Origin of the sequence: Phenylobacterium sp., from assembly GCF_041691455.1 — a bacterium.
In the GTDB taxonomy this organism is placed as follows: Bacteria; Pseudomonadota; Alphaproteobacteria; order Caulobacterales; family Caulobacteraceae; genus Phenylobacterium.
This window is the reverse complement of the sequence record NZ_JBEPUO010000024.1, coordinates 1-21,923: the sequence shown is the minus strand read 5'-3', so window position 1 is coordinate 21,923 and position 21,923 is coordinate 1. Positions and strand designations below refer to the sequence as shown.

General features: G+C 68.8%; 22 protein-coding genes and 2 tRNA genes. 16 read left to right on the top strand and 8 right to left on the bottom strand.

Annotated elements, in window-relative coordinates; genetic code table 11:
- Positions 1-137 precede the first annotated feature (137 nt).
- Positions 138-1,268 (top strand): redoxin domain-containing protein, encoded by a 1,131-nt coding sequence (locus ACESMY_RS19125; protein WP_372786213.1) that lies wholly within the window; start codon positions 138-140, stop codon positions 1,266-1,268.
- Here the strand turns inward: ACESMY_RS19125 and ACESMY_RS19120 are convergent.
- Positions 1,265-2,104: a hypothetical protein gene (locus tag ACESMY_RS19120; protein WP_372786212.1), complete on the bottom strand. Its 840-nt coding sequence runs from the start codon at positions 2,102-2,104 to the stop codon at positions 1,265-1,267. The two genes, ACESMY_RS19125 and ACESMY_RS19120, sit on opposite strands and share 4 nt — an antisense overlap.
- Before the next feature lie 87 nt (positions 2,105-2,191).
- Here ACESMY_RS19120 and ACESMY_RS19115 point away from each other — a divergent pair, with 87 nt between their 5' ends.
- The gene (locus tag ACESMY_RS19115; RefSeq protein ID WP_372786211.1) at positions 2,192-2,956 is read left to right on the top strand and encodes a DoxX family membrane protein; all 765 of its coding nucleotides are present in this window, start codon (positions 2,192-2,194) and stop codon (positions 2,954-2,956) included.
- Between the two features lie 41 nt (positions 2,957-2,997).
- Here ACESMY_RS19115 and ACESMY_RS19110 read toward each other — a convergent pair.
- Positions 2,998-3,073: transfer RNA gene (locus tag ACESMY_RS19110), tRNA-Asn, on the bottom strand.
- Positions 3,074-3,405: 332 nt separating this feature from the next.
- On the opposite strand from ACESMY_RS19110, the gene ACESMY_RS19105 reads away from it, so the two are divergent.
- A complete protein-coding gene (locus ACESMY_RS19105; protein WP_372786210.1) occupies positions 3,406-4,818 on the top strand; it encodes a Mur ligase family protein in 1,413 nt (470 codons plus the stop codon).
- On the opposite strand, the gene ACESMY_RS19100 is transcribed toward ACESMY_RS19105, so the two are convergent.
- The gene (locus ACESMY_RS19100) at positions 4,815-6,152 is read right to left on the bottom strand and encodes an acyl-CoA dehydrogenase family protein (protein ID WP_372786209.1); all 1,338 of its coding nucleotides are present in this window, start codon (positions 6,150-6,152) and stop codon (positions 4,815-4,817) included. The genes ACESMY_RS19105 and ACESMY_RS19100 overlap by 4 nt on opposite strands.
- A 114-nt stretch (positions 6,153-6,266) precedes the next feature.
- Here ACESMY_RS19100 and ACESMY_RS19095 point away from each other — a divergent pair, with 114 nt between their 5' ends.
- The 3 genes from ACESMY_RS19095 to ACESMY_RS19085 are packed head-to-tail and all read left to right on the top strand — an operon-like array spanning position 6,267 to position 8,514.
- A complete protein-coding gene (locus tag ACESMY_RS19095) occupies positions 6,267-7,262 on the top strand; it encodes a phosphotransferase family protein (RefSeq protein ID WP_372786208.1) in 996 nt (331 codons plus the stop codon).
- Complete coding sequence (locus ACESMY_RS19090; protein ID WP_372786207.1) at positions 7,259-7,630, top strand: DUF6285 domain-containing protein; 372 nt, start codon at positions 7,259-7,261, stop codon at positions 7,628-7,630. The genes ACESMY_RS19095 and ACESMY_RS19090 overlap by 4 nt, the downstream gene beginning before the upstream one ends.
- Positions 7,627-8,514 (top strand): DMT family transporter, encoded by an 888-nt coding sequence (locus ACESMY_RS19085; RefSeq protein ID WP_372786206.1) that lies wholly within the window; start codon positions 7,627-7,629, stop codon positions 8,512-8,514. Before ACESMY_RS19090 ends, ACESMY_RS19085 begins: the two co-directional genes overlap by 4 nt.
- Here the strand turns inward: ACESMY_RS19085 and ACESMY_RS19080 are convergent.
- The gene (locus tag ACESMY_RS19080; protein WP_372786205.1) at positions 8,489-8,773 is read right to left on the bottom strand and encodes a hypothetical protein; all 285 of its coding nucleotides are present in this window, start codon (positions 8,771-8,773) and stop codon (positions 8,489-8,491) included. The genes ACESMY_RS19085 and ACESMY_RS19080 overlap by 26 nt on opposite strands.
- A gap of 75 nt (positions 8,774-8,848) precedes the next feature.
- Here ACESMY_RS19080 and ACESMY_RS19075 point away from each other — a divergent pair, with 75 nt between their 5' ends.
- The 4 genes from ACESMY_RS19075 to ACESMY_RS19060 all read left to right on the top strand — a co-directional run bounded on the left by ACESMY_RS19075 (position 8,849) and on the right by ACESMY_RS19060 (position 11,371).
- Positions 8,849-9,847, top strand: a complete 999-nt coding sequence (locus ACESMY_RS19075; RefSeq protein WP_372786204.1) for a helix-turn-helix transcriptional regulator — start codon at positions 8,849-8,851, stop codon at positions 9,845-9,847.
- A 32-nt stretch (positions 9,848-9,879) separates the two neighbouring features.
- On the top strand, positions 9,880-10,032 hold the full coding sequence (locus tag ACESMY_RS19070; protein ID WP_372786203.1) for a hypothetical protein: 153 nt from the start codon (positions 9,880-9,882) through the stop codon (positions 10,030-10,032).
- 164 nt (positions 10,033-10,196) lie between these two features.
- Entirely contained in the window at positions 10,197-10,640 is a 444-nt protein-coding gene (locus ACESMY_RS19065) for a response regulator (protein WP_372786202.1), read from the top strand.
- The gene (locus ACESMY_RS19060) at positions 10,640-11,371 is read left to right on the top strand and encodes a response regulator transcription factor (protein WP_372786201.1); all 732 of its coding nucleotides are present in this window, start codon (positions 10,640-10,642) and stop codon (positions 11,369-11,371) included. The genes ACESMY_RS19065 and ACESMY_RS19060 overlap by 1 nt, the downstream gene beginning before the upstream one ends.
- Positions 11,372-11,507: 136 nt before the next feature.
- On the opposite strand, the gene ACESMY_RS19055 is transcribed toward ACESMY_RS19060, so the two are convergent.
- The 3 genes from ACESMY_RS19055 to ACESMY_RS19045 all read right to left on the bottom strand — a co-directional run bounded on the left by ACESMY_RS19055 (position 11,508) and on the right by ACESMY_RS19045 (position 14,404).
- Entirely contained in the window at positions 11,508-12,299 is a 792-nt protein-coding gene (locus tag ACESMY_RS19055) for an ATP-binding protein (protein WP_372786200.1), read from the bottom strand.
- 85 nt (positions 12,300-12,384) lie between these two features.
- Positions 12,385-13,005, bottom strand: a complete 621-nt coding sequence (gene fixJ, locus ACESMY_RS19050; RefSeq protein WP_372786199.1) for a response regulator FixJ — start codon at positions 13,003-13,005, stop codon at positions 12,385-12,387.
- Complete coding sequence (locus ACESMY_RS19045) at positions 12,962-14,404, bottom strand: sensor histidine kinase (protein ID WP_372786198.1); 1,443 nt, start codon at positions 14,402-14,404, stop codon at positions 12,962-12,964. Before ACESMY_RS19045 ends, fixJ begins: the two co-directional genes overlap by 44 nt.
- 271 nt (positions 14,405-14,675) lie before the next feature.
- On the opposite strand from ACESMY_RS19045, the gene ACESMY_RS19040 reads away from it, so the two are divergent.
- Together ACESMY_RS19040 and ACESMY_RS19035 are read left to right on the top strand one after the other, a co-directional pair.
- Positions 14,676-16,766 (top strand): prolyl oligopeptidase family protein, encoded by a 2,091-nt coding sequence (locus tag ACESMY_RS19040; RefSeq protein WP_372786197.1) that lies wholly within the window; start codon positions 14,676-14,678, stop codon positions 16,764-16,766.
- Positions 16,767-16,797: 31 nt separating this feature from the next.
- Complete coding sequence (locus ACESMY_RS19035) at positions 16,798-17,322, top strand: DNA-deoxyinosine glycosylase (protein ID WP_372786196.1); 525 nt, start codon at positions 16,798-16,800, stop codon at positions 17,320-17,322.
- 78 nt (positions 17,323-17,400) lie between these two features.
- Here ACESMY_RS19035 and ACESMY_RS19030 read toward each other — a convergent pair.
- A tRNA-Cys gene (locus ACESMY_RS19030) sits at positions 17,401-17,474 on the bottom strand.
- Positions 17,475-17,622: 148 nt separating this feature from the next.
- Here ACESMY_RS19030 and ACESMY_RS19025 point away from each other — a divergent pair.
- The 4 genes from ACESMY_RS19025 to ACESMY_RS19010 all read left to right on the top strand — a co-directional run.
- Positions 17,623-18,198 carry a protein-L-isoaspartate O-methyltransferase gene (locus ACESMY_RS19025; protein ID WP_372786195.1) on the top strand — a complete coding sequence of 192 codons (576 nt, stop codon included), beginning with the start codon at positions 17,623-17,625 and terminating at the stop codon, positions 18,196-18,198.
- 119 nt (positions 18,199-18,317) lie between these two features.
- Positions 18,318-19,898 (top strand): TolC family outer membrane protein, encoded by a 1,581-nt coding sequence (locus ACESMY_RS19020; protein WP_372786194.1) that lies wholly within the window; start codon positions 18,318-18,320, stop codon positions 19,896-19,898.
- Between the two features lie 82 nt (positions 19,899-19,980).
- Positions 19,981-20,550, top strand: coding sequence for a DUF2497 domain-containing protein (locus ACESMY_RS19015; RefSeq protein WP_372786193.1), 570 nt, complete (start codon positions 19,981-19,983; stop codon positions 20,548-20,550).
- Positions 20,551-20,710: 160 nt separating this feature from the next.
- Positions 20,711-21,923, top strand: a 1,213-nt coding sequence (locus ACESMY_RS19010) for a class I tRNA ligase family protein (protein WP_372786192.1), incomplete at its 3' end; no start/stop codon positions are given.

The following is a 21,923-nucleotide window of genomic DNA, read 5'->3' as shown; positions in this document are numbered from 1 at the left end:
TAGAAACCCCTCTCTGCCATACCGTCATTGCGTCGATGCGCCGAAGCGCGCGGAAGACGCCGGCCGCAATCTGCTGAAGCCAGGTGCGGGCGAGGGGTGGCGAGGTCCAGAATCGGGCCTGACGGGAGACCAGCGGCATGGACGGCGATAGCGTCCTCAATCCTGTGGCGAGCGTGCCGCACGTCGGCGAACCCGCGCCTTTCTTCACGGCCGCGACCGACAACAACGACCACTACAGCCTGGAAGTCGCCGCCGGACGCTGGATCGTCCTGATGGCCTTCGGCACCCTGGGCGAACCCGCGTCTGCGAAGGCCTTCACCGAGATCGTCGCGCGGCGGAACCTGTTCAACGACTTCGACGCCGCCTTCTTCGGGATCAGCGTCGATCCCGCCGACCGCCTCGAGCGGGGCCTGGCGAATTCCGAACCGGGCCTGAGGTTCTTCTGGGACTTCGACTGCCGGATCAGCCGCCTCTATGGCGTCGCCGATGCGCAGCACCTGCGCCCGGCCGTCTTCCTGATCGATCCGGCGTTTCGCATCGCCATGGTCGAGCCGATCGAAGCCATCGGCGCGGTGCTCGACCGGCTGACCGCCGCGCTGATGGACGCGCCCCGCGAGGCCGAGGCCCAGGTCGCGCCGGTGCTGACCCTGCCGCGGATCCTCGAGCCCGAACTCTGCGCCGCGCTGATCGACCACTACCGGACCGGCGACCAGACGCCGTCAGGCTTCGTCAAGGACGAGGATGGCCGCACCGTCCTCAAGGTCGATCCGTTCTTCAAGCGCCGCACCGACGTCACCATCAACGACGACGAGCTGATCGAGGCGCTGGGCGAGCGCCTGGAGACCCGGCTTTTCCCGATGCTCAAGCGCGCCTTCGGCTGGCAGGCCAAATATATCGAGCGCTATCTGATCTGCCGCTACGGCGCGGAGGACCAGGGCTTCTTCTCCCGCCACCGCGACGACGTCACCGCCGGCACCGCGCACCGCAAGTTCGCGGTCTCGATCAACCTCAACGACGATTTCGACGGCGGCGATCTGCGGTTCCCGGAGTTCGGCCCGCGCACCTATCGGCCGCCGGTCGGCGGGGCGACGGTCTTCGGCTGCAACCTGCTGCACGAGGCGACGCCGGTCACCCGCGGCGAGCGCTTCGCCTATGTGCCGTTCCTCTATGACGAGGCGGGCGCCAAGATCCGGCGCGCCAACCTGTCCCGCGTCGAGCTCCGGCAGGCGGAAAACCGCCGCACGCGCCGCGCCCAGCGCGGGCGCTAGCTTCCCGCGAGCCAGCGCGCCAGGTTCCCGAAATAGCGGTGGGTCTCGGCCAGCGCCGCGGGATCGCGCCTGAAACCGTCGCCGGGGGCTTCGCTGACGAAGCTGGGCGCACCCATCGCCGGGTCGAGGTTGTAGTCGGCGAAATGGTGGAAGGTGCTCTCGGCGATCGCGCGTCCGCCCTCCTCATCGGCCTCGAAGGCGACGGCGAGGTTGAACGGCCGCCCGGTCGTGCGGCTGACCCCGGTGGCGATGACGTGGGCCGAGGGGTGCTTGGCCGGCGCGCCCACCGCGCCCTCATGCGGATGGGCGGGCAGGCGGGTGACGCCTTCGAGCACCGGGTGCCGCTCGCCGACGACGCTGACCGGCTGGAAGTCGCCGTTCGCGCCGGAGTGGTAGTTCGGCCAGTCGATGTCGCGCGTCGCCTGGTCGTCGCGGACCTGGCGGCTGGTGTCGGGGTCGGGGTTCTTGGAATGGAAATAGTGGGCGTCGCCGACCCCGCCCAGGGTGCAGACCGACGAGCCCAGGTCCATGTGGTCGCGGGTGACCATCAGTCCGCCGCCGCGCTTGCGGAACCGGCCGATGGCGGCGCACTCGTCGGCGTTGAGGCCATCGCCCACGTCGACGGCGAACAGCCACATCTCGTCGAAGTCGGACGCATCCAGCGCGCCCAGCACCGGATCGGTCTGGCCGGGCGGCGCCTCGCGGTTGCGGGCGGTCACCTCGACGCCCGGCAGGCCGGCCAGATGGTCCCGCAGGCGGGAAAATCGGCCGATGTGCCAATCGTCCTCGGTGTAGGGAATCGTCGTTTGCAGCAGGATGCGGACGGGATCGGCCATCGGGTCTATCCAGTGGCTATCATCGAACCAGGATCGGCGACGCTGACTTGGTGAGGCCTGCGGCGGCGGGCAAGGGGGAAGTGAACCATGGCGTCACGGGGCAAGGGAAGAGGCGCGGTCGGTTGGGCGGCCTGGGCGCCGATCGGCCTGGCCGCGGGGCTCATCGGGCTCGGCCTGCTCTCGCTGTTCTACCGCGACTTCGCGATGGTCTGGCAGCCGGTCCCGAAGTCCTGGCCGAACCGTCCGGAGCTGGCCACCGCGTCCGGCCTGATCCTGCTGGCCAGCGGCGTGATGCTGCTGTTCCGGCGTTCGCGGCCCTGGGGCGCGGCGCTGGCGGCTGTCTTCGTCGGCCTGTGGGTCGTGGTGCTGCATCTGCCGGGCGCGCTCGCCAGGCCGCTGGAGCTGGGCGGCTGGCAGGCGGTCTGCGAGTCCCTGGTCATCGCCACCGGCGCCTACCTGGCCGGCCGCGAGGCCAAGGCCGGCGGCGCGGAGCGGATCGCGGTCGTGGCGATGGGCCTCTGCTTCGTGGTCTTCGGTCTGTCGCACTTCGTCTATGCGGCCTTCACCACCTCTATGGTCCCGACTTGGCTGCCGGCGCGCCTGCAGCTCACCTACCTGACGGGCGGAATCCACCTGGCGGCCGGGCTGGCGGTGATCTTCGGGGTGCAGCGGCGCTGGGCGGCCGTGGCCGAGGCCCTGATGATGACCTCGTTCGTGCTGCTGGTGCACATCCCCCGGGTCTTCGCCCATCCCAACGATCGGATGGAGAGCACCGGCCTCTTCATCGCCATCACGCTGAGCTCGGCGGTCTGGACGCTCGCGGCCTCAGGGGCCGCGCGCCAGGGGCGGTGATCCCGCGGCGGCCAGACTCAGGCTGTGGGCAAGGTGGACGATGGCTCCCCGGGCAGGACTCGAACCTGCGACATCAGCATTAACAGTGCCGCGCTCTACCAGCTGAGCTACCGAGGAATAGGGCCGTCGAGGGCCGGGCGTATACGCTGGCCGGCGCAGGCTGGCAAGCGGGGCTGAGCCCCTCTGAAAAGTCAGCCAGAGAAAAACAGTCACCAAAGCAAAAAAAGAGCCCGGCGCGAGCGCCGGGCTGGAAAAAGTCGGTGATGGTGGGGTGTCTTCATGGAAGACACTGCGAGGTTGGACTCGCGTGGTTAAGGCCGAGTTAACGACCTTCTGGCGTCGAAAAGACCTGGTAACGGGACCCTTCGTCACGGCCGGATTGGAGCCGGCGGCGCAATCGGCTAGTCGTTGAGCGCGGGGGCCGAACGAGTCGAAAGGAAGCGCTCACGATGCGCATCCACTTCACCGGCGTCGCCGGGGCCGGCATGAGCGCCGCGGCCCTGATGATGCGCGAGGCGGGCCACGAGGTCTCGGGATCGGACGAGGATGTCTTCCCGCCGATGTCGACCTATGTGGCGGGCCTGGGCTTTCCGTTCCATCGCCGGTTCGACGCCGCGAACCTGCCCGACGGCCTCGACGTGCTGGTGCTGGGCGCGAGCGCCAAGCTGGGCGGTGAGGCCAATCCCGAGGTGGCCGAGGCGCGCCGGCGGGGCGTGCGGATCACCACCTTCCCGGAGCTGGTGGGCCAGGCGACGGCGAACCGCACCAACACCGTGGTCGCGGGCTCCTTCGGCAAGTCCACCTGCACCGCCCTGATGGCCCATGTACTAAGCGAGGCCGGCCGCGACGCCGGCTGGATGGTGGGCGCGATCTCGCCCTCGCTGCCGGACACCGGCCACTGGGGCGAGGCGGCCGAGGTGGTGCTGGAGGGCGACGAATATATCGTCGGGCCCACGGACCGCCGTTCGAAGTTCCTGCTCTATCATCCCCGCGACGTGCTCTTGACCTCGCTGGTCCACGACCACGTCAACGTCTTCCCGACCTTCGCCGACTACGAGGCGCCGTTCCGCGATCTCCTGCGCCTCTTGCCCGCCGACGGCCTGCTGGTCGCCCGCGAAAGCCCGCCGATCCGCGCCATCGCCGGCGCGGCGGCCGCCCGCATCGTCTGGTACGACACCGAGCGCTGCGACGGCTGGTGGGCCGAGGATGTGGCCTATGGCGACATCAGCCGCTTCGTCCTGGTGCGGCCGGACGGGGCCCGGATCGGCCTCTCGACCAGCCTGCTCGGGGAGCACAACATCGAAAATATCGTCGGCGTCTGCGCCTACCTCCTGGAGCGTGGCCTGGTCAGTGAGCAGGCCCTGAAGTCCGGCGTCGCCAGCTTCGCCGGCATCCGCCGCCGGCTCGACCGGCTGACCACGCGGTCCGCCGTGCCGGTGATCGAGGGCTTCGGCTCCTCCTACGAGAAAGCCCGCTCGGCGATCGAGGCGCTGCTGCTGCACTATCCGCATCGGCCGCTGACGGTGGTCTTCGAGCCGCACACCTTCTCCTGGCGCAGCCGCGACGCGCTGGCCTGGTACGACACGGTCTTCCAGGGCGCGGCCCGGGTGCTGATCGTCCCGCCGCCGACCCACGGCGCAGCCAGCCACCACCAGTCGAGCTTCGAGGAGATCCTGGCCCGCACCGCGGCCACCGGCGTGCCCGTGCAGGGTGTCCGCACCGCCGACGAGGCCACGGGCGCGCTCAGCGCGCTGAAGGGCGACGAGGTCGTGCTGCTGCTTTCGTCCGGGCCGTTGCTCGGCCTGCCGGACAGCCTGCCGCCGGTGTTCGACAGCCTTTACGCCGAGGCCGCGGCGGCCTAAGGCCGCGCCGGGACCGGCTGGACGTAGTCGTCGCGCCCGATGCCCGCCGCGTCGAACTCGCGGCGCTTGGGTCCTGCGTAGCCGAACAGATAGGCGGCGACCTTGCGGATCTGGATCTCCTCGGAGCCCTCGGTGATCCGGTAGCGGCGGTGGTGGCGGTAGATGTGCTCGAAGGGCTTGTGCCGCGAATAGCCCATGCCGCCGTGCACCTGCATGGCCCGGTCGGCCGCCTCGCAGACCAGGCGGTTGGCCCAGTAGTTACACATCGAGACCTTGTCGGAGATCGTCCGCTCGATCTCCTTGTGCTCCATGCGATCCATCTGCCAGGCGGTCTTGCGGATCAGCAGCCGCAGCATCTCGCATTGGGTCTGCAGCTCGACCAGCGGCCACTGGATGGCCTGGTTTTCGCTGAGCGCCTTGCCGAACGGCTTGCGCTGGCGGGCGTATTTCACGCTCTCGTCGACGCAGAACTGCGCCGCCCCCAGGGACGAGGCCGCCTGGCGGATGCGGTTCTGGTGCACGAAGCTCTGGCCAAGGCCGAGGCCCCGGTCGATTTGGCCCCAATAGCTGTCCTCCGGAATCCACACGTCGGTGAAGCTCACCCGCGGGTGGTCGGTCGGCATGTTGAAGGTCCACATATATTCTTCGATCTTCACGCCGGGCGAGTTGGCCGGGACGATGAAGCAGGTGATGCCGGTGGCGTCGCCGTCCTTGCCGCTCGTGCGGGCGAAGACCATCACGTGGGTCGCCACGTGCATGCCGGTCGTCCACATCTTCTCGCCGCGGATCAGCCAGCCGGGCTGGCCGGCCTTGTCCTGGCGGACGGCGGTGGTCTCCATGAAGGTGGCGTCGGAGCCGTGGTTGGGTTCGGTCAGGCCGAAGCCCGTGCGCATCTTGCCGCCCAGCAGCTTCTCGCCGTCGCGCTCATACTGGGCGTTGGTGGCGAACTCCTTGAACATCAGGATGAAGGGGTTGTTGCCGACGATCGAGTGTTCGGTCTGCAGGTCGTTGAAGAGGCCGAGCCCCTTGGCCGCCAGGTGTTCGCGGATCACCGCCATGGCGAGCTGGGTGCCGCCCTTGCCGCCCATCTCCGGCGGCCAGGCGTAGCGCAGGTGGCCGGCGTCGTCGGCGAGCTTGCGGGCCTTGCCCAGCAGTTCCTCCCACTCCTTGCGGGGCAGGCCGTTGTTGTCCCAGTCGGTGCGGGCGTGCTCGCGGCGATGGTCGAAGAACCGCTCGTTGTCGTCCTGGGCCTGCAGCGGCTTGATCTTCGCTTCGATGAAGGCGTCGAGCTCGGCCAGATAGTCGACGAGATCCTTGGGCAGATCGAAGTCCATGGTCGCTTCCTCTCACACAAGCTCTTGGCGGCTTGACGTTGGGTCGGGATTTACAAGCGGGCCCGGGACCCGCCACATCGCCAGCCTAGATCAAACCACCTATTCCGTGGGGTCATGACAGTCGATGTTCCATCAGCCCTCGAAAAGCTGGCCCGCCGCCTGGGCGGGGAGGGCGCCGAACTGGCCGATGCGGGACGGTTGTCCGGCGGGGCGAGCATGGAGACCTGGGGCTTCGCGATCGAGGGTGCGCTCGGCCGCGAGGACCTGATCCTGCGGCGCCGCTCGGCGCCGTTCGATCCGGAGAACGCCCGCTCGATCAGCCTCGCCACCGAGGCCGCCCTGATCCGCGCCACCGGAGCCCGCGGCGCGCCGGTCCCGCCCGTGCGGCACATCTGCGACGAGGCCGATGGGCTGGGCGAGGCCTATGTCATGGGCCGGGTGGACGGCGAGACCCTCGGCAAGCGGATCGTCTCCGATCCGCGGTTCGACGCGGTGCGTGGCGATCTCGCCCGCCAGTGCGGCGAGGTGCTGGCCCAGATCCATGCCACCCCGCCGCCGGAAGGCCTGAAGCTGAAGACCGTCGACGGGGTCGGCGAGCTTGACCGCTACGAGGAGGTCTACCGCTCCGTCGGCGCCGGGCGGCCGATCCTCGAGCTGGCCTTCCAGTACCTGCGCAAGCACACGCCCAAGCCCGTCGAGCCGGTGCTGCTGCACGGCGATTTCCGGAACGGCAACCTGATGTTCGATCCGCAGACGGGCCTGGCGGCGGTGCTGGACTGGGAGCTCTCGCACATCGGCGACCCGGCCGAGGACATGGGCTGGATCTGCACCAACTCCTGGCGCTTCGGGCGGCCCGACCGGCCGGTGGGCGGCTTCGGCGACTACGCGGACCTGCTGGCCGGCTACGCGGCCGGCGGCGGACGGCCGATCGAGCTTTCGCGGGTGCGGTTCTGGCAGATGCTGGGCTCGCTGCGTTGGGGCGTCATGTGCCTGACCATGTACATGAGCTGGGCCAACGGGACGGAGCGCTCCGTCGAGCGGCCGATGATCGGCCGGCGCGTCTCGGAAACCGAGGCCGACCTCGTCACCCTTCTGGAGCAGGGCCTGTGATCACTCATCCCCGCACCGAGGAGCTGGCGGAGGCCGTCGCCGCCTGGATCGACCAGATCCGCCCGAGCCTCGATCCGCGCAACGCCTTCCTGGCCCGAGTGGCGGCCAATGCGCTGGCGACCGTCGGCCGCGAGCTGACCCTGGGGCCTGCGGCGGAGGCCGCCGCCGTGGCGCGGATGAGCGAGGTGCTCGGACGGGACGGCGACTACGCCGGCCTCAATGAGGAACTCTGCGAGCGCATCCGGGCCGGCGAGCTGATGGTGGAAACCCAGGGCCTGCTGGCCGCGCTCCGGGTGATGGCGACCGACCAGCTCGCCATCGACCAGCCGAGCTACAGGCCGGAGGGCACGCCTCCGCCGGCGCCTTGACGCCGCGCCCGGCTGGGCGGGCCGCCATCCTCCTGCCGCTCGCCGCGGTGGTGACCGCCATGGCGGCGTTCCAGGTCAGCGCCGCCTTCGCCAAGTCGCTGTTTCCGGTGATGGGTCCGCAGGGCGCCGCGGCCCTGCGGCTGACCCTCGGCGCCTTCATGCTGCTGGCGATCTCCCGGCCCTGGCGCGCCTGGCCGAAGGATGCGCCCTGGCTCGCGGTGGCCGGTCTGGGTGTCTCGGTGGCCGCCGCCGTCGGCTTCTTCTACGCCGCCATTTCGCGGATGCCGCTGGGAGTCGCCATCGCGCTCCAGTTCGTGGGGCCTCTATCCGTCGCCGTGTTCGGGTCCCGCCGGATCCGCGATCTGGTGTGGGCCGTGCTGGCTGCCGCCGGGGTCTGGGCCCTGGTCGGACACGGCGCGGCCGGCGCGAAGTTCGACGGCGTCGGGGTCGCCTATGCCCTGGGGGCGGCCGCCGGCTGGGCGGGCTACATCCTCTGCGGCCGCGTGGCCGGCGGGGCGCTTGGCCAGTCGGCCGCGCCGCTCTCCGTGAGCATCGCCGCGGCGATCATGCTGCCCATCGGCGTCGCGCACGCCGGCGCGGCCCTGATCACGCCGGCCCTCTTGCCGCTGGCCGCGATGGTGGCGCTGTTCTCGGCGGTCATCCCGTTCTCGCTGGAGCTCTATGCCATGGCCCGCATGCCGTCGCGGACCTTCGCGGTCTTCACCAGCCTGGAGCCGGCCTTCGGCGCCCTGTCGGGGTGGGTGCTGCTCCATGAGCGCCTGGCCTTGGCCCAGATGGGCGGCATCGCGGCGGTCATCGCCGCCGCGGTCGGCGCGGCCTGGTCCAGCGCCCAGACGACTAGGCCGCTTCCAACACCCGAATGATCTGGCTCTCGTCCTCATTCCAGAGGATCGCGACGTTGGCGGCGCGGGCGGCGAGCTTGCCGAGGCAGGCCTTCACCTCCGGAGCCTTCAGGCGCTTGGGGCTGAGGCGCAGGAGCGTGCGGCCCGAACCCTGGTCCTGGGCCTCGTCGTGGAAGCGCAGCACCGCGTCGACCACGGATCCGGGGAGGGCGGGGCGCTCCAGCACCGGCGCCTCGAACGGGCGGACGGCGAAGCGTCGGCGGGAGAATTGCGAAGCCATGGGAAGTCTCCAGTTGCGGAATGTCCGTGGCTCCCTTCTGTTCCTTGGGTGCGCCAGAATCGGACGTAGGTTTCCATGCGACATGAAAAGGCCGGACGGCTGCTGGAGTTGGCGCGGCTATTGGCCAGCACCTCGGAGGGCCTGACCCTCGACGACATGGCCGAGCGGCTGGGGGTCGGGCGACGCACCGCCGAGCGGATGCGCGACGCCGTGCGCGACGTCTTCCCGCAGCTGGAGGAGGTCGACGATCCGCCGACCAAGCGGTTCCGCATCCCCGCCGGCCTCGACGGCCTCTTCCAGGCGCCGACCGCCGAGGAACTGGCGGCGCTGGCGGCGGCGGCGGAGACCTTCGCCCAGCAGGGGGCCGGCGCGCGGGCAGGCGCGCTCAGGTCGCTGGAGCGCAAGGTGCTGTCGGCCACCCGGGCGGCGGCCCGGCGCAAGCTCGCCCCCGATCTCGAGGCTCTGCTGCAGGCCGAGACGATCGCCGTCCAGGCCGGGCCCCGGCCCTTCGAGGACGAGAGGGTGCTGTCGGCGGTGCGCGAGGCGGTCATGTCGCTCTCGACGCTCACCTTCCGCTACGAGGGCGGCTCCAATCCCGGGCGCACGCGCGAGGTGACGCCCTATGGCGTGCTGTTCGGGCGGGCCAATTACCTGGTGGCGGCGGAAGGCGAGGGCGGCCCGCGCAACTGGCGGCTCGACCGGCTGCACGAGGTGGCGGCGACCGGCCGGCCAGGAAGCCGCCCGCCCGGCTTCTCGCTGCAGGACTACGCCGACGAGAGCTTCGGCATCTACCAGGACGACACCGAGGACGTGGTGCTGCGCATCCTGCCGGCCTCGGCCGAGGGTGCGCTGCGCTGGCGGTTCCATGCCAACCAGCACGTCGAGCCGCAGCCGGACGGCGCGGTGATCGTCAGCTTCAGGGCGAGTGGCATGCGGGAGCTGGCCTGGCACCTCTTCACCTGGGGTGACCAGGTCCAGGTGCTGGGGCCCGCCCGGCTCAAGGCCCTGCTGATCGAACAGATCGAAATCGCCCGCCGCGCCCATGCGACCGAAACTGACGCAGCGGGCGCCTAGAACCTCTCCTCATTCATAAGGAGGAGGCCGCCATGAGCGTCATCGCCGACTACGCCAATCTCTACGAAACCGAATTCCGGCCGCGCCGCCGGGGCCTGCGCTACCTCGGCGTGCTCGCTGTGTGGTTGATCCTGTTCGTGGCGCGGCCGCGGCTCGCGATGTCCATCTGGCGCGAGCGGCGTTGAATTCGTTGAAGGTCTGGGGCGGTCGGGAGGCTCGGCGCGCCCGCCTATTGAGCTAAAAATTCAACCCCTACGGGACTCCACGTAGGTAGTCATCTCGGGGTGATGGCTGCGAATCAGCATGGTTAAACCCATTAACCATAAGTCAACCAGCTGAGTTCGCCCCCATGCCCACCCCTCGCCGCGCCACGCAAGACCTTGACGGCCGCACCTGCGGCAAGGTCCTGCTGATCGACGACGATCCGGCCCTGCTGTGGCTGATGGGCCAGGCCTTCGAGGCCGCGGGCTACACGACGCTCTCCGCTGAAAACGGCCGCAAGGGCCTGCGTCTGCTGGACGCCTACAATCCCGACCTGGTCGTCACCGACATCGTCATGCCCGAGATGGAGGGCATCGGCGCGATCATGCAGATCCGCCGCAAGGCCTCCCCGCCGAAGATCATCGCGATCTCCGGGGCCGGGCCGGGCGGCCGCCAGAACTACCTGAGCTGGGCAAAGCACCTGGGGGCCGACGCGGTCCTCGCCAAGCCCTTTCGCATGTCACAGATCGTGGCGCTGTCAGATCGGCTGATCGATCACAATTCAAACCACTCAAAAGGACGGGAAAGCTGATGCATATTCTGTTGGTGGAAGACAATCCGGTTGCGGCTAAGAGCATTGAGCTGCGCCTTACCGCCGAAGGGCACAACGTCTTTTCGACGGACCTCGGTGAGGACGCCATCGAGCTGGCGAACGTCTACGACTACGACGTCATGCTGCTCGACCTCGAGCTGTCGGACATGAGCGGCATGGAGGTGCTTCGCGCGCTTCGGCTGAAGCGGATCAAGACGCCGGTGATCATGGTCACCGCGTCCGGCGACCTCGACACCAAGGTCCTGGCGCTCTCGGCCGGCGCCGACGACTTCATCACCAAGCCGTTCCACAAGGCCGAGATGGCGGCGCGGATCAATGCGGTCGTCCGGCGCTCGCGCGGTCATTCGGAATCGATCATCCGGACCGGCAACATCGCGCTGAACATCGACACCCGCAGCGCCGAGGTCTCCGGCATCCCGGTCCATCTGACGCCCAGTGAATACAAGGTGCTGGAACTGCTCTCGCTCAGGAAGAACACCGTGCTGACCAAGGAGATGTGCCTGAACCATCTCTACAACGGCCTCCGCGAGCCCGAGGTGAAGATCATCGACGTGTTCGTCTGCAAGCTGCGCAAAAAGCTCGCCCAGTCGAGCGAGGGCGCCAGCCAGATCGAAACCGTATGGGGCGGCGGCTACATGCTGCGCGACGCCCCGGCCTCGGCCCAGGCCAAGCCCGAAACCGAGGTTCAAGTGCACGCGCTGGCGGCCTGATCGCCTCCCCAAGCCAGCGCCAGGAGGGCCGGACGCGACGCGCGTCCGGCCCTTTTTGCGTTTGCAGCGGTCGCGCGAACAGGAGCGCCGGCCAAGATCAGGGCCCGGGTCGCCTGTGGGATGAACTGGGTGGGGTTTAGGCGGCGGCCGCGGTGGCGGCGAGGTGCGCCAGCGGCAGGTAGAGGGTGGCCGTCGTGCCGCGGCCTTCGCAGGATTCCAGCGCCAGCGCGCCGCCCTCGGAGGCTGAGAATTCGAGAACCGAGCTCAGGCCGAGGCCCGTGCCGGTCGCCTTGGTGGTGAACAGCGGATCTGTGGCCCGCGCCAGGGTGTCCGCGGACATGCCCTCGCCGCTGTCGCGGACCGCGAAGGCGACATAGCCGCCACACGCCAGGCCGAGCTTGCGGGCCTCGGCGACGCTCAGCCGCGTGGCGCAGGCCTGCACGGAGATAAGGCCGCCAGGCGGCGTCGCCTGGCCGGCGTTGAGGCAAAGATTGAGCAGCGCCATCTCGAGCCCGGTCCGGTCGCCGGCGCAGGCCAGCGGCGTGACCGCGGCGTTGACCGCCAGCCGCACATCCGGCGCGATCGCCTGGCGCGCCAGGCGGCGCAGGGTCTGCAGCACCTCGGCGCAGTCGACCGCCTTGAGTTCCGGCGGCTCGTCATGGGTCTGCGCCAGCAGGCGGCGCATCAGGTCGGCGCCGCGTTCGGCGGCCTCGAGGCTGAGCAGCGCCAGTTTCTGCTGGTCGGTGCCTTCGCCGAGCTCCTTCGCCAGGCGCTCGTTGGCGCTGAGGATCACGCCGAGAAGGTTGTTGAAATCGTGAGCCAGGGTTCCGGACGAGCGATGCAGGCTCGCCAGCCGTTCCGCCGTCGACCCGCCCTCGGCGGGAAGGGCGGTTTGGGGACGCTTCGCTACTGTCGGTCTGCGGGCCATTGCATGTTCGAATCAAGCATACCCGGGGGCGGCTTGCACGCCAGAGGCACTACCTAGGGGCATCTACCTAGGCGTCGGCTGGGTGTCAGGCGGCGCCGCTGGCGAGCGTCATGCGGATCAGGTCCGACAGGCTGTCCGCCCGCATCTTGGACATCACATTGGCGCGGTAGATCTCGACCGTCCGCGGGCTGATGGAGAGGTTCGCCGCTATGACCTTATTGCTTGAGCCCTGCATGATCATCTCGAGCACCTGGCGCTCGCGGGGGGTCAGGCTTTCGATGCGGCGGGCCACCCGGTCGCGCTTGGCGTCAGCATCCACCAGGTCGTCGTTGTCTTCCAGGCAGGCGCGGACCAGCCGCAGGATCAGTTCGCTCTCGAACGGCTTCTGGATGAAATCGGCGGCGCCGGACTTCATCGCCTGCACCGCGACGGTGACGTCGGCGTGGCCGGTGATGACGATCACCGGCAGCAGGCAATTCATGCCCTTGAGCGTCTTGAGCAGCTCCACACCGTCCATGCCGGGCATCCGGACATCGCTGATGATGCATCCGCGGGCGTCCGGCTGAAGGGCTTCCAGAAAGGCCGCGGCGGAAGAGAACCCGCGCGGGTTGAGTCGATCCGAACGCAACAGCATGACCAGCGAGTCCAGCGCGGCCTCGTCGTCATCGACGACGAACACGGTCCGGTCGGCCGCTGGCGTCATCATCAGTCACACCCGTCCGCGCCAGCACGAAACTAAAGGCGGCGCCTCCCAACGGACTGGGTTCGACCCAAATTCGCCCGCCATGATTTTCTACTATAGCCCGACAGATCGAAAGGCCTAGCCCCATTCCAGTCGCCTTGGTGCTGGCAAGAGGTTGGAAGACGCGACCCATGACCGTGGGATCGACGCCCGGGCCACTATCTTCGACTGTCGTCAGGAGTTTCCCATCTGCCTCCGGACGGGTTGAAATGCGAATTTCTCTATCCGGGAACTTGGCGACTGCATCGATGGCGTTGCGCACCAAGTTAACCACGAGCTGCTGAATCTGGATACGGTCGGCCAGTACTGTGTCTGCCCCATTGTAGAGGTTGTAAAATATCCGCGCGCCAGCATCTCGGACCATGAGGTTAATAATGAATTCAATCTCTCCGAGGATGCCGGACAGGCTTTCGGGCTTCTGCTCCGTGCCGCCGCGTGTGGCTAGGTCACGCATCGTCCGGATGATCTCGCCAGCCCGCACGGCCTGGTCGCCGGCCCGCGAAACCGCATCGAGCAGGTCGTCGTCGTCGATCTCCAGATTGGCGATCAGCGTCCGGGCGGCGCGTAGGTAGTTGGCGACCGCGGACAACGGCTGGTTGAGTTCATGGGCCAGCACCGAAGCCATCTCGCCCATCGAGTTCAGGCTCCAGATCTGGGTCAGCTGAGCGTGCAGTTCGTCCGAGCGCCGCTCCGCGTCGCGGATCGTCGTGAGGTCGCGCACCACGCCGATGAAATACCGGCGCGGGCCGATGCGCACCTCGCCGATCCGCAGCTCCATCGGAAGTTCCGAGCCGTCGCGGCGCCGCCCCACGACCTGGCGCGAGCTGCCGATCACCCGCCGCTCGCCGGTCTGCAGATAGCGCTGAACGTACTTGTCGTGAGCGTCGGTGTGAGGCGCGGGCATCAGCACCCTGACGTCCCGGCCGACGATGTCGGCGGACGCCCAGCCGAACAGCAGCTCCGCGGCGTGGCTGAAACTGACGATGATCCCGGCGTCGTCGATCACCACGCTGGCGTCGGCGACGGCGTCGAGGCTGGCGCGCAGGATGGCCTCGCGCTCCGCCTGTATCGCTTGGGTCCGCGCCTGCTTGGCGACGGTCGTCCGCAGCCGCCCGGCCCCGTAGGCCACCGCCGCGCCCAACGCGAGGAAGATCGCGACCCGCCCGATCCGCTCGGGCTCCGAGAGGCCCGCATAGGCGTCGGCGACGAAGGCCCCGGCCGCGAGGATCAGGGTGACGCTGAGGCCCGAAGCTCGGCCGCTCAAACCCGCGCAGATCAAGAGGGCCGGCAGGCAGAACAGATAGACCGAGTGGCTGAAGGGCGGCCCAAGCAGCTGGTGGGCGCCCAGGGTGGCCACGGCCACCAGCACCGCCAGGGACTGGCCCAGGAAGAAGGCGCGCATCGGGTGGCCGCCGTCCCCCGGGGCCAAGCTGAAGGCGAACGGCAACCTATTCATGGACCTGCGGCCTAGGGAGCATCGCCCATCCTGCGCGCCTTCCTGTTCGGATCAATCCGTACAAACATCTAGCATCGCACCCCCTCCATCCCACGCGCTTAGCGTGTGCGATAGGGTCTTGAGCTTCCTGTCGGCATCGCCCCCTATCAGCGGCGAACAGTCGGGGAGTCGAAAGATCATGATCGTGCGTGCGATGGCGGCCCTCCTGGCGGGAGCATTCCTGATGGCCGCGGCCCCCACCAGCGACCCCTATGCGTACATGGAAGAGGCCGAGGGCGCGAAGGCGCTGGCGTTCGCCCGGGCCGAGAACGCGCGATCCCTGCCGCAGCTGCAGAACGACCCGCGCTACGCCGGCCTCTACGCCGACGCCCTGAAGATCGCCACGGCGAAGGACCGCATCCCCAACGTCAGCCTCGAAGGCGAGGGGATCGTGCGAGACTTCTGGCAGGACGCCGACCATGTACGCGGCGTGTGGCGGACCACGACGCTCGCGAGCTACCGGACCGCCACGCCCGACTGGAAGACGGTCCTCGACATCGACGCCCTGGCCAAGGCCGAGTCCGCCAACTGGGTCTACAAGGGCGCCCAGTGCCTGAAGCCGGCCAACCGCTATTGCCTGGTTTCGCTGTCGAACGGCGGCAAGGACGCCGTGGAGGTCCGCGAGTTCGACGCCGCCACCGGCAAGTTCGTCGACGGCGGGTTCCACCTGCCGGAGGGCAAGCATCGGGTCGAATGGATCGACCACGACACGCTGGCCGTCGCCACCGACTGGACGAAGGGCGAGGTGACGACGTCGGGCTACCCATACGTCGCCAAGCTGCTGAAGCGCGGCCAGCCGCTGTCGGCGGCCCAGGAAGTCTATCGCGGAACCGCGGCCGATGGCGGCTACGGCGTCTCGCCGATCACCCTGACCGATCCGGACGGCAAGGTCCGCGCGCTGGTCATCCAGCGGCCGCTCGACACCTTCAATTCCGAATACCATCTGGTCACCGACCAGGGCGCCGTCCGGCTCGATCTGCCGAAGAAGTCCACCATCCAGGCCTATGTCGACGGCCAGATGGTGGTGACCCTGGAGGAGGACTGGGCGGCCAAGGGCTTCAAGCAGGGCGACCTGCTGGCCTTCGACCTCAACGCCGTGAAGGCCGCGCCGGCCAGGCTCGCCGGGACCCTGATCCTGCGGCCCAGCCAGAGCCAGGCCATCGACGAGGTGGTCGACACCAAGACCCGCCTGGGCGTCGTGCTCTACGACAACGTCAAGGCCAAGCTGGTCAGCTTCCGGCACGGGCCCAGGGGCTGGACCTCATCGGCCGTCGACCTGCCCAAGGACTCCACCATCGGGGTCACCTCCACCTCCGACGCCGACGACAGCATGATCGTCAATGTGACGAGCTTCCTCACGCCATCGAGCCAGTGGTTCGCCGACGCCGCCTCCGGCAAGGCCGAGATGCTGAAGACCACGCCCGCGCGCTTCGACGCCTCGAAGGACGTGGTCGAGCAGCTCTGGGCCACCTCGAAGGACGGCACGAAGATCCCCTATTGGGTCGTGCGGCCCAAGACCCTGAAGCTCGACGGGACCGCGCCCACCCTGCTGACGGCCTATGGCGGATTCCAGGTCTCCTCGACGCCGGCCTACGCCTCGGCGGTCGGCAAGCTGTGGCTGGAGAAGGGCGGAGTCTATGTCCTGGCCAATATCCGCGGCGGCGGGGAATTCGGGCCGCGCTGGCACAATGCGGGCCTGAAGCTCACCCGCATGCGGGTCTATGAGGACTTCTTCGCCGTCAGCCAGGACCTGATCGCGCGCCGGATCACCAGCCCGAAGAAGCTCGGCATCATGGGCGGCTCGAACGGCGGCCTGCTGATGGGCGTGGCGCTCACCCAGCATCCGGAGCTCTACAACGCCGTCGTCATCCAGGTGCCGCTGTTCGACATGATCGGCTACACCCACATCGGCGCCGGGGCCTCCTGGGTGGGCGAATACGGCGACCCCGCGGTCCCGGCTGAACGCGCTGTGTTGGATAGTTATTCGCCCTATCAGCTGCTGGCGGCGAACAAGCCCTATCCGCGGGTGTTCATCGAAACCTCGACCAAGGACGACCGCGTCCACCCGGCCCACGCCCGCAAGGCCGCGGCCCGGCTGAAGGAACTCGGCTACGACTACCTCTACTACGAGAACGTCGACGGCGGCCACGCGGCCTCGGCCAACCTCAACGAGCGGGCCATGCGGGTGGCGCTGGAATACACCTACCTGGCCCAGCGCCTGATGAACTGAGCGGGGCGGGCATGGCGGCGCCGGCCGGCAGATGAGCGCGACCCCAGCCAGCGCCACGACGAGCAAATCCTCGTTTCCCGCCGTGGCGAACGAGAAGACGCGCCTCCTGGTGCTCGGCAGCCTGCCTGGGGAAGTCTCCCTCAAGCGGTCCGAGTACTATGCCCATCCCCGCAACCAGTTCTGGCGGCTCATGGAGGCGGTGATCGGCGTCGAGCTGACGGGATCGCCCTATCCGGCTCGCCTCGCGACGCTGCTCGCGGCCGGGGTCGGGCTGTGGGACGTCATTCGCTCCGCCGACCGGACCGGGAGCCTGGACGCCAACATCCGCGGCCACAGCCCCAACGCTCTAGGGCAGTTCACAGCGACGCTGCCTTCGCTGCGAGCCATCGCCTTCAATGGCGGAAAGGCGTCGGAGATCGGGCGCAAGCAGCTCGGCGTCAGCGACGGCCATGCGCTCATCACGCTCCCATCCAGCAGCCCGGCGCACGCAATCCCATTCGAGCGCAAGCAGGCGGAATGGCTGCGTCTCAGGGCATTTCTCGACGCAGCGTCCTGAACGGGACGCCCTGCTCCCGAATGGCGTCACCGCGTCGGCATCGGCGGCTGGGCGCCTGCTTTCCAGTGCGGGGAAGGTTGGAGGCCTGACCGAGAATCGAACTCGGGTGCACGGATTTGCAGTCCGCTGCGTAACCACTCCGCCATCAGGCCGCCGAAGCGGGCGGATCGCTAACAGATGGGCCGCGCCGGGGCAACGGTGCGTCACGGACGCCATGCGCCATGGCCACGATTGCCTTGGTCCGCGGCGCAGACCTATAAGCCGACGACAACTCTACGCGCGTCCCGAGGACTTCATTCGATGGCCGACCCCGCCGCCGCCCGGTTGAACATGGTGGAGAGCCAGGTGCGCCCCGCCGACGTCACCGATGTGCGCCTGCACGACGCCATGCGCGACCTCGCCCGCGAGCGGTTCCTGCCGCCGGCCAAGGCTTACCTCGCCTACGCCGACATCGAGGTCGAATATGCGCCGGGCCGCGCGCTGCTGAAGCCGCGCGATGTGGCCAAGCTGTTGCAGGCGGTGCGGCCGATGCCGGGCGAGCGCGCTCTGGCGATCGCCGCGCCCTATGCGGCCGCGGTGCTGGAACATCTCGGCCTGGGGGTGACCCGGCTGGAGGAGGGCGACCTGTCGCAGCTTCCTGGCGACGCCGCCTATGACGTCATCGTCTGCGAGGGGGCCGTGGCCCGCGCGCCGGCCGCCTGGCTGGACGCCCTGGCGCTGCGCGGCCGCCTGGCCGTGATCGAGCGCGACGGACCGGTGGGCAAGGCTTGCATCTACATCCGCGCCGAGGATGGCGTCGGCCGGCGCGAGGCGTTCGACGCCACGCCGCCGATCATGGCCGGGTTCGCCGCCGAGCACGGATTCGCCTTCGAGTAGCGGTATGAACGGCTGGAGGAACGCCGTGGTGAAAAAAGCTTAAGGTGACGCGGCCTAGGTGTTGGCGCCACACCTCAGCCTATAGAACAAGTCTCGCTCGCCTGTTTCGGGGATACGTAATGTCGAAGAGCCTTCGCGGACGCCTGCTCGCCGCGATCTTTAGTGCAGGTGTCGCGGGGGCCTTTGCGGCGCCGGCGTGCGCCGAAACCCTCGCCGACGCGATCGCGCTCGCCTATGACACCAACCCGAGCCTGCAGGCCCAGCGCGCCACCCAGCGCTCCCTGGATGAGAACTACGTGCAGGCCCGCTCCGGCTGGCGCCCGCAGATCAGCCTGCAGGGCGCGGCGGCCTTTACCGAATTCGCCTCGCCGAGCGCCGCCCGCACCCAGGCGATCGACACCAACGGCGACGGGGTTCCCGACACGGTGCTGCCACTCCAGGGGGATGGCCGCAACTTCATCAACTCCGGCAGCCTCGGCCTGAACCTGTCGCAGCCGATCTGGACCGGCGGACGCACCGCCGCGGCGGTCTCGGCCGCCGAGGGCGACATCCTCTCGGGTCGCGAGACCCTGCGCCGGGTGGAGTCCCAGGTGCTGCTGACCGTCGTCCAGGCCTATGTCGACGTCCGCCGCGACCAGGAAGGCGTGCGCATCCGGCAGCTGAACGTCGAGGTCCTGCGCAAGCAGCTCGAGGAATCCAAGGCGCGCGCCGACGTGGGCGAGCTCACCCGCACCGACGTCGCGCAGTCGGAATCCCGGCTGGCGGCGGCCCAGGCGCTGCTGCAGACCGCGATCGCCCAGCTCGGCATCAGCCGCGCCAACTATGCCGCGGTGGTGGGCCAGAATCCCGGCGACCTCACGCCCGAGCCCACGCTCGCCTTCCTGATGCCGAACAACCCCGACGACGCCTTTGGCATCGCCGAGCGGTTCAGCCCCCTCCTGCGCGCTCAGCAGTTCGCCGAGCAGGCCAGCCGCGCGCGTGTGGCCGCCGCTCGCGCCGAACGCATGCCGAGTGTCTCGCTGCGGGGGACCCTCGGGTTCTCGGGCTCCGTGCAGCCCTTCGACAGCGGCCGCTGGTCGAAGGAGATCCAGGGCCTCGCCGTGGTCACCGTGCCGATCTTCACCGGCGGCCTGACCAGTTCGCGCATCCGCCAGTCGGTCGAGCGCAACAACACCGACAAGATCAATATCGAGACGCAGCGCCGCGCGGTGCTGCAGACCATCACCCAGGCCTGGAACCAGCTGGTCGCCTCGCGCGCCAACATCGATTCCACCGCCGAGGCGGTCCGCGCCGCGCAGATCGCCGCCGAGGGCACGACGCTCGAGCAGAAGCTGGGCCTGCGCACCACCCTCGACGTGCTGAACGCCGAACAGGAACTGCGCAATAACGAGCTGACCGCCGTGGCGGCCAAGCACGACGCCTATCTCTCCGAGGCCACTGTGCTGGCGGCCATGGGCCGGCTGGAGGCCAAGGACCTGATCCCCTCGATCACCCAGTACGATCCGAAGCGCAATTTCCACAAGCTGCGGTTCACCCTGGGGTATGTGCCCTGGGAAGAGCCGATCTCCGTGGTCGACCGCGTGGTCGCCTTCCCGCCGATCCCGATCAGCGCGGACCGGCCCGGCGAGGCGCCGATCGGCCCCGGCCTGCAACCGCCGCCGGCGGCCGCGCCGGCCGCCGCGAGCGCGCCTAAGAAGTAGGTCTGTCGAAGCGGGCCTCCCCTTCGGCTGAAAATGGTCTAGGCTGGGTTGCAACGGATTCATTTTTCGCTCGGCGGCCGGCATGTCCGAACAGACCTCACAAGAACCGACCATGGAGGAGATCCTCGCCTCCATCCGACGCATCATCTCGGAGGATGACGCGCCTGCCCCTGAGGAGGCCGAGGCGGCGCCTGCGCCCGCCGAGGAGCCCGTCGCCCTGGAAGCCGAACCCGAACCCGAGCCGGAGCCTGTCGCGGCCCAGCCGGAACCCGTCGCCGCCGCTCCCGAGCCGGAGCCGGAGCCGATGGTCGAAGAGGAGGCGTTGGAGTTGACCGAAAAGGTGGAAACCCACGGAGACTTGGATGTGGTGACCCCGTCGCAGGCTCCGGAGCCCATCGCCGCTGAACCCGAGGCCGAGCCCGCGCCGGTCGAGGCCCTGGTGAGCGAGCGCGTGGCGAGCGCCGCGGCCTCGTCCTTCGGTGCGCTCTCGGCGGCGATCACCATGCCCCGGGGCGACCGCACGCTGGAGGACGTGGTGCGCGAGCTCCTGCGTCCGCTCCTGCAGCAATGGCTGGACGACAACCTGCCGGCCATCGTGCAAACGGCCGTCGAGGCCGAAGTCGAACGCATCGCCCGCGGCCGAGTACGCTAGTCCAGTTGCTCCCCTAAGGGGGAGCTGTCAGCGAAGCTGACTGAGGGGGCTTCCTCCGAGGTCGGCTCCGGCGGTTTCCGAACCATTTGAGCGGAAACCCCATCCGGCCCTCCGGGCCACCTCCCCCTGTGGGGGAGGAACGTGTAAGCACCGCCCAGCCATGCTTGAAAAGACCTTCGATCCGAAATCCGTCGAGCCGCGCCTCTATGCCGCCTGGGAGGCGTCGGGCGGTTTCTCGCCGATCGACGATCCGGCCGCCGAGCCGTTCTCGATCGTCATCCCGCCGCCCAACGTCACCGGCTCGCTGCACATCGGCCACGCGCTCAACAACACCCTGCAGGACGTGCTGATCCGCTTCGAGCGCATGCGTGGGAAGGCCGCCCTGTGGCTGCCGGGCACCGACCACGCCGGCATCGCCACCCAGATGGTCGTGGAGCGCCAGCTCGCCGAGGCCGGCAATCAAAGCCGGCGCGACCTCGGCCGCGACGCCTTCGTCGAGAAGATCTGGGAGTGGAAGGCCAAGTCCGGCGGTACAATCACCAACCAGCTCAAGCGCCTGGGCGCGAGCTGCGACTGGAGCCGCGAGCGGTTCACCCTCGACGAGGGCCTCTCGGCCGCCGTCCGCAAGGTCTTCGTGACGCTCTACAAGGAAAAGCTGATCTACCGCGACAAGCGGCTGGTGAACTGGGATCCGCACTTCCAGACGGCCATCTCCGACCTCGAGGTCGAGCAGCGCGAGGTGGACGGCCACTACTGGCACTTCGCCTATCCGCTGGAAGACGGCTCGGGCGAGATCGTCGTCGCCACCACCCGGCCGGAGACCATGCTCGGCGACACCGCCGTCGCCGTGCACCCCACCGACGAACGCTACAAGGCCATGATCGGCCGCGCCGTGCGCCTGCCGATCGTCGGCCGACCCGTGCCGATCATCGCCGACGACTACGCCGACCCCGAGAAGGGCTCCGGCGCGGTGAAGATCACCCCGGCCCACGACTTCAACGACTTCATGGTCGGCAAGCGCAACAACCTGCCGATGATCAACATCTTCGACGACTTTGCGAAGATCAACGACAACGCCCCGCCGGAGTACCGCGGCCTCGACCGGTTCGCGGCGCGCAAGAAGGTGGTCGAGGAATTCGAGCGCCTGGGCCTGCTGCGCGAGGTCGAGAAGACCCGCCACACCGTGCCGCACGGCGACCGCTCCGGCGTCGTCGTCGAGCCCTATCTGACCGACCAGTGGTACGTGAACGCCGAGGTCCTGGCCAAGCCGGCGATCAAGGCCATCGAGGACGGCAGCACGGTCTTCGTGCCCAAGGCTTGGGAGAAGACCTATTTCGAGTGGATGCGGAACATCCAGCCCTGGTGCATCTCGC

Coding starts and splice junctions, on each gene's coding strand:
- ACESMY_RS19125 (WP_372786213.1), top strand. CDS start 138: ATGGACGGCGATAGCGTCCTCAATCCTGTGGCGAGCGTGCCGCACGTC.
- ACESMY_RS19120 (WP_372786212.1), bottom strand. CDS start 2,104: ATGGCCGATCCCGTCCGCATCCTGCTGCAAACGACGATTCCCTACACC.
- ACESMY_RS19115 (WP_372786211.1), top strand. CDS start 2,192: ATGGCGTCACGGGGCAAGGGAAGAGGCGCGGTCGGTTGGGCGGCCTGG.
- ACESMY_RS19105 (WP_372786210.1), top strand. CDS start 3,406: ATGCGCATCCACTTCACCGGCGTCGCCGGGGCCGGCATGAGCGCCGCG.
- ACESMY_RS19100 (WP_372786209.1), bottom strand. CDS start 6,152: ATGGACTTCGATCTGCCCAAGGATCTCGTCGACTATCTGGCCGAGCTC.
- ACESMY_RS19095 (WP_372786208.1), top strand. CDS start 6,267: ATGACAGTCGATGTTCCATCAGCCCTCGAAAAGCTGGCCCGCCGCCTG.
- ACESMY_RS19080 (WP_372786205.1), bottom strand. CDS start 8,773: ATGGCTTCGCAATTCTCCCGCCGACGCTTCGCCGTCCGCCCGTTCGAG.
- ACESMY_RS19075 (WP_372786204.1), top strand. CDS start 8,849: ATGCGACATGAAAAGGCCGGACGGCTGCTGGAGTTGGCGCGGCTATTG.
- ACESMY_RS19070 (WP_372786203.1), top strand. CDS start 9,880: ATGAGCGTCATCGCCGACTACGCCAATCTCTACGAAACCGAATTCCGG.
- ACESMY_RS19065 (WP_372786202.1), top strand. CDS start 10,197: ATGCCCACCCCTCGCCGCGCCACGCAAGACCTTGACGGCCGCACCTGC.
- ACESMY_RS19060 (WP_372786201.1), top strand. CDS start 10,640: ATGCATATTCTGTTGGTGGAAGACAATCCGGTTGCGGCTAAGAGCATT.
- ACESMY_RS19055 (WP_372786200.1), bottom strand. CDS start 12,299: ATGGCCCGCAGACCGACAGTAGCGAAGCGTCCCCAAACCGCCCTTCCC.
- fixJ (WP_372786199.1), bottom strand. CDS start 13,005: ATGATGACGCCAGCGGCCGACCGGACCGTGTTCGTCGTCGATGACGAC.
- ACESMY_RS19040 (WP_372786197.1), top strand. CDS start 14,676: ATGATCGTGCGTGCGATGGCGGCCCTCCTGGCGGGAGCATTCCTGATG.
- ACESMY_RS19035 (WP_372786196.1), top strand. CDS start 16,798: ATGAGCGCGACCCCAGCCAGCGCCACGACGAGCAAATCCTCGTTTCCC.
- ACESMY_RS19025 (WP_372786195.1), top strand. CDS start 17,623: ATGGCCGACCCCGCCGCCGCCCGGTTGAACATGGTGGAGAGCCAGGTG.
- ACESMY_RS19020 (WP_372786194.1), top strand. CDS start 18,318: ATGTCGAAGAGCCTTCGCGGACGCCTGCTCGCCGCGATCTTTAGTGCA.
- ACESMY_RS19015 (WP_372786193.1), top strand. CDS start 19,981: ATGTCCGAACAGACCTCACAAGAACCGACCATGGAGGAGATCCTCGCC.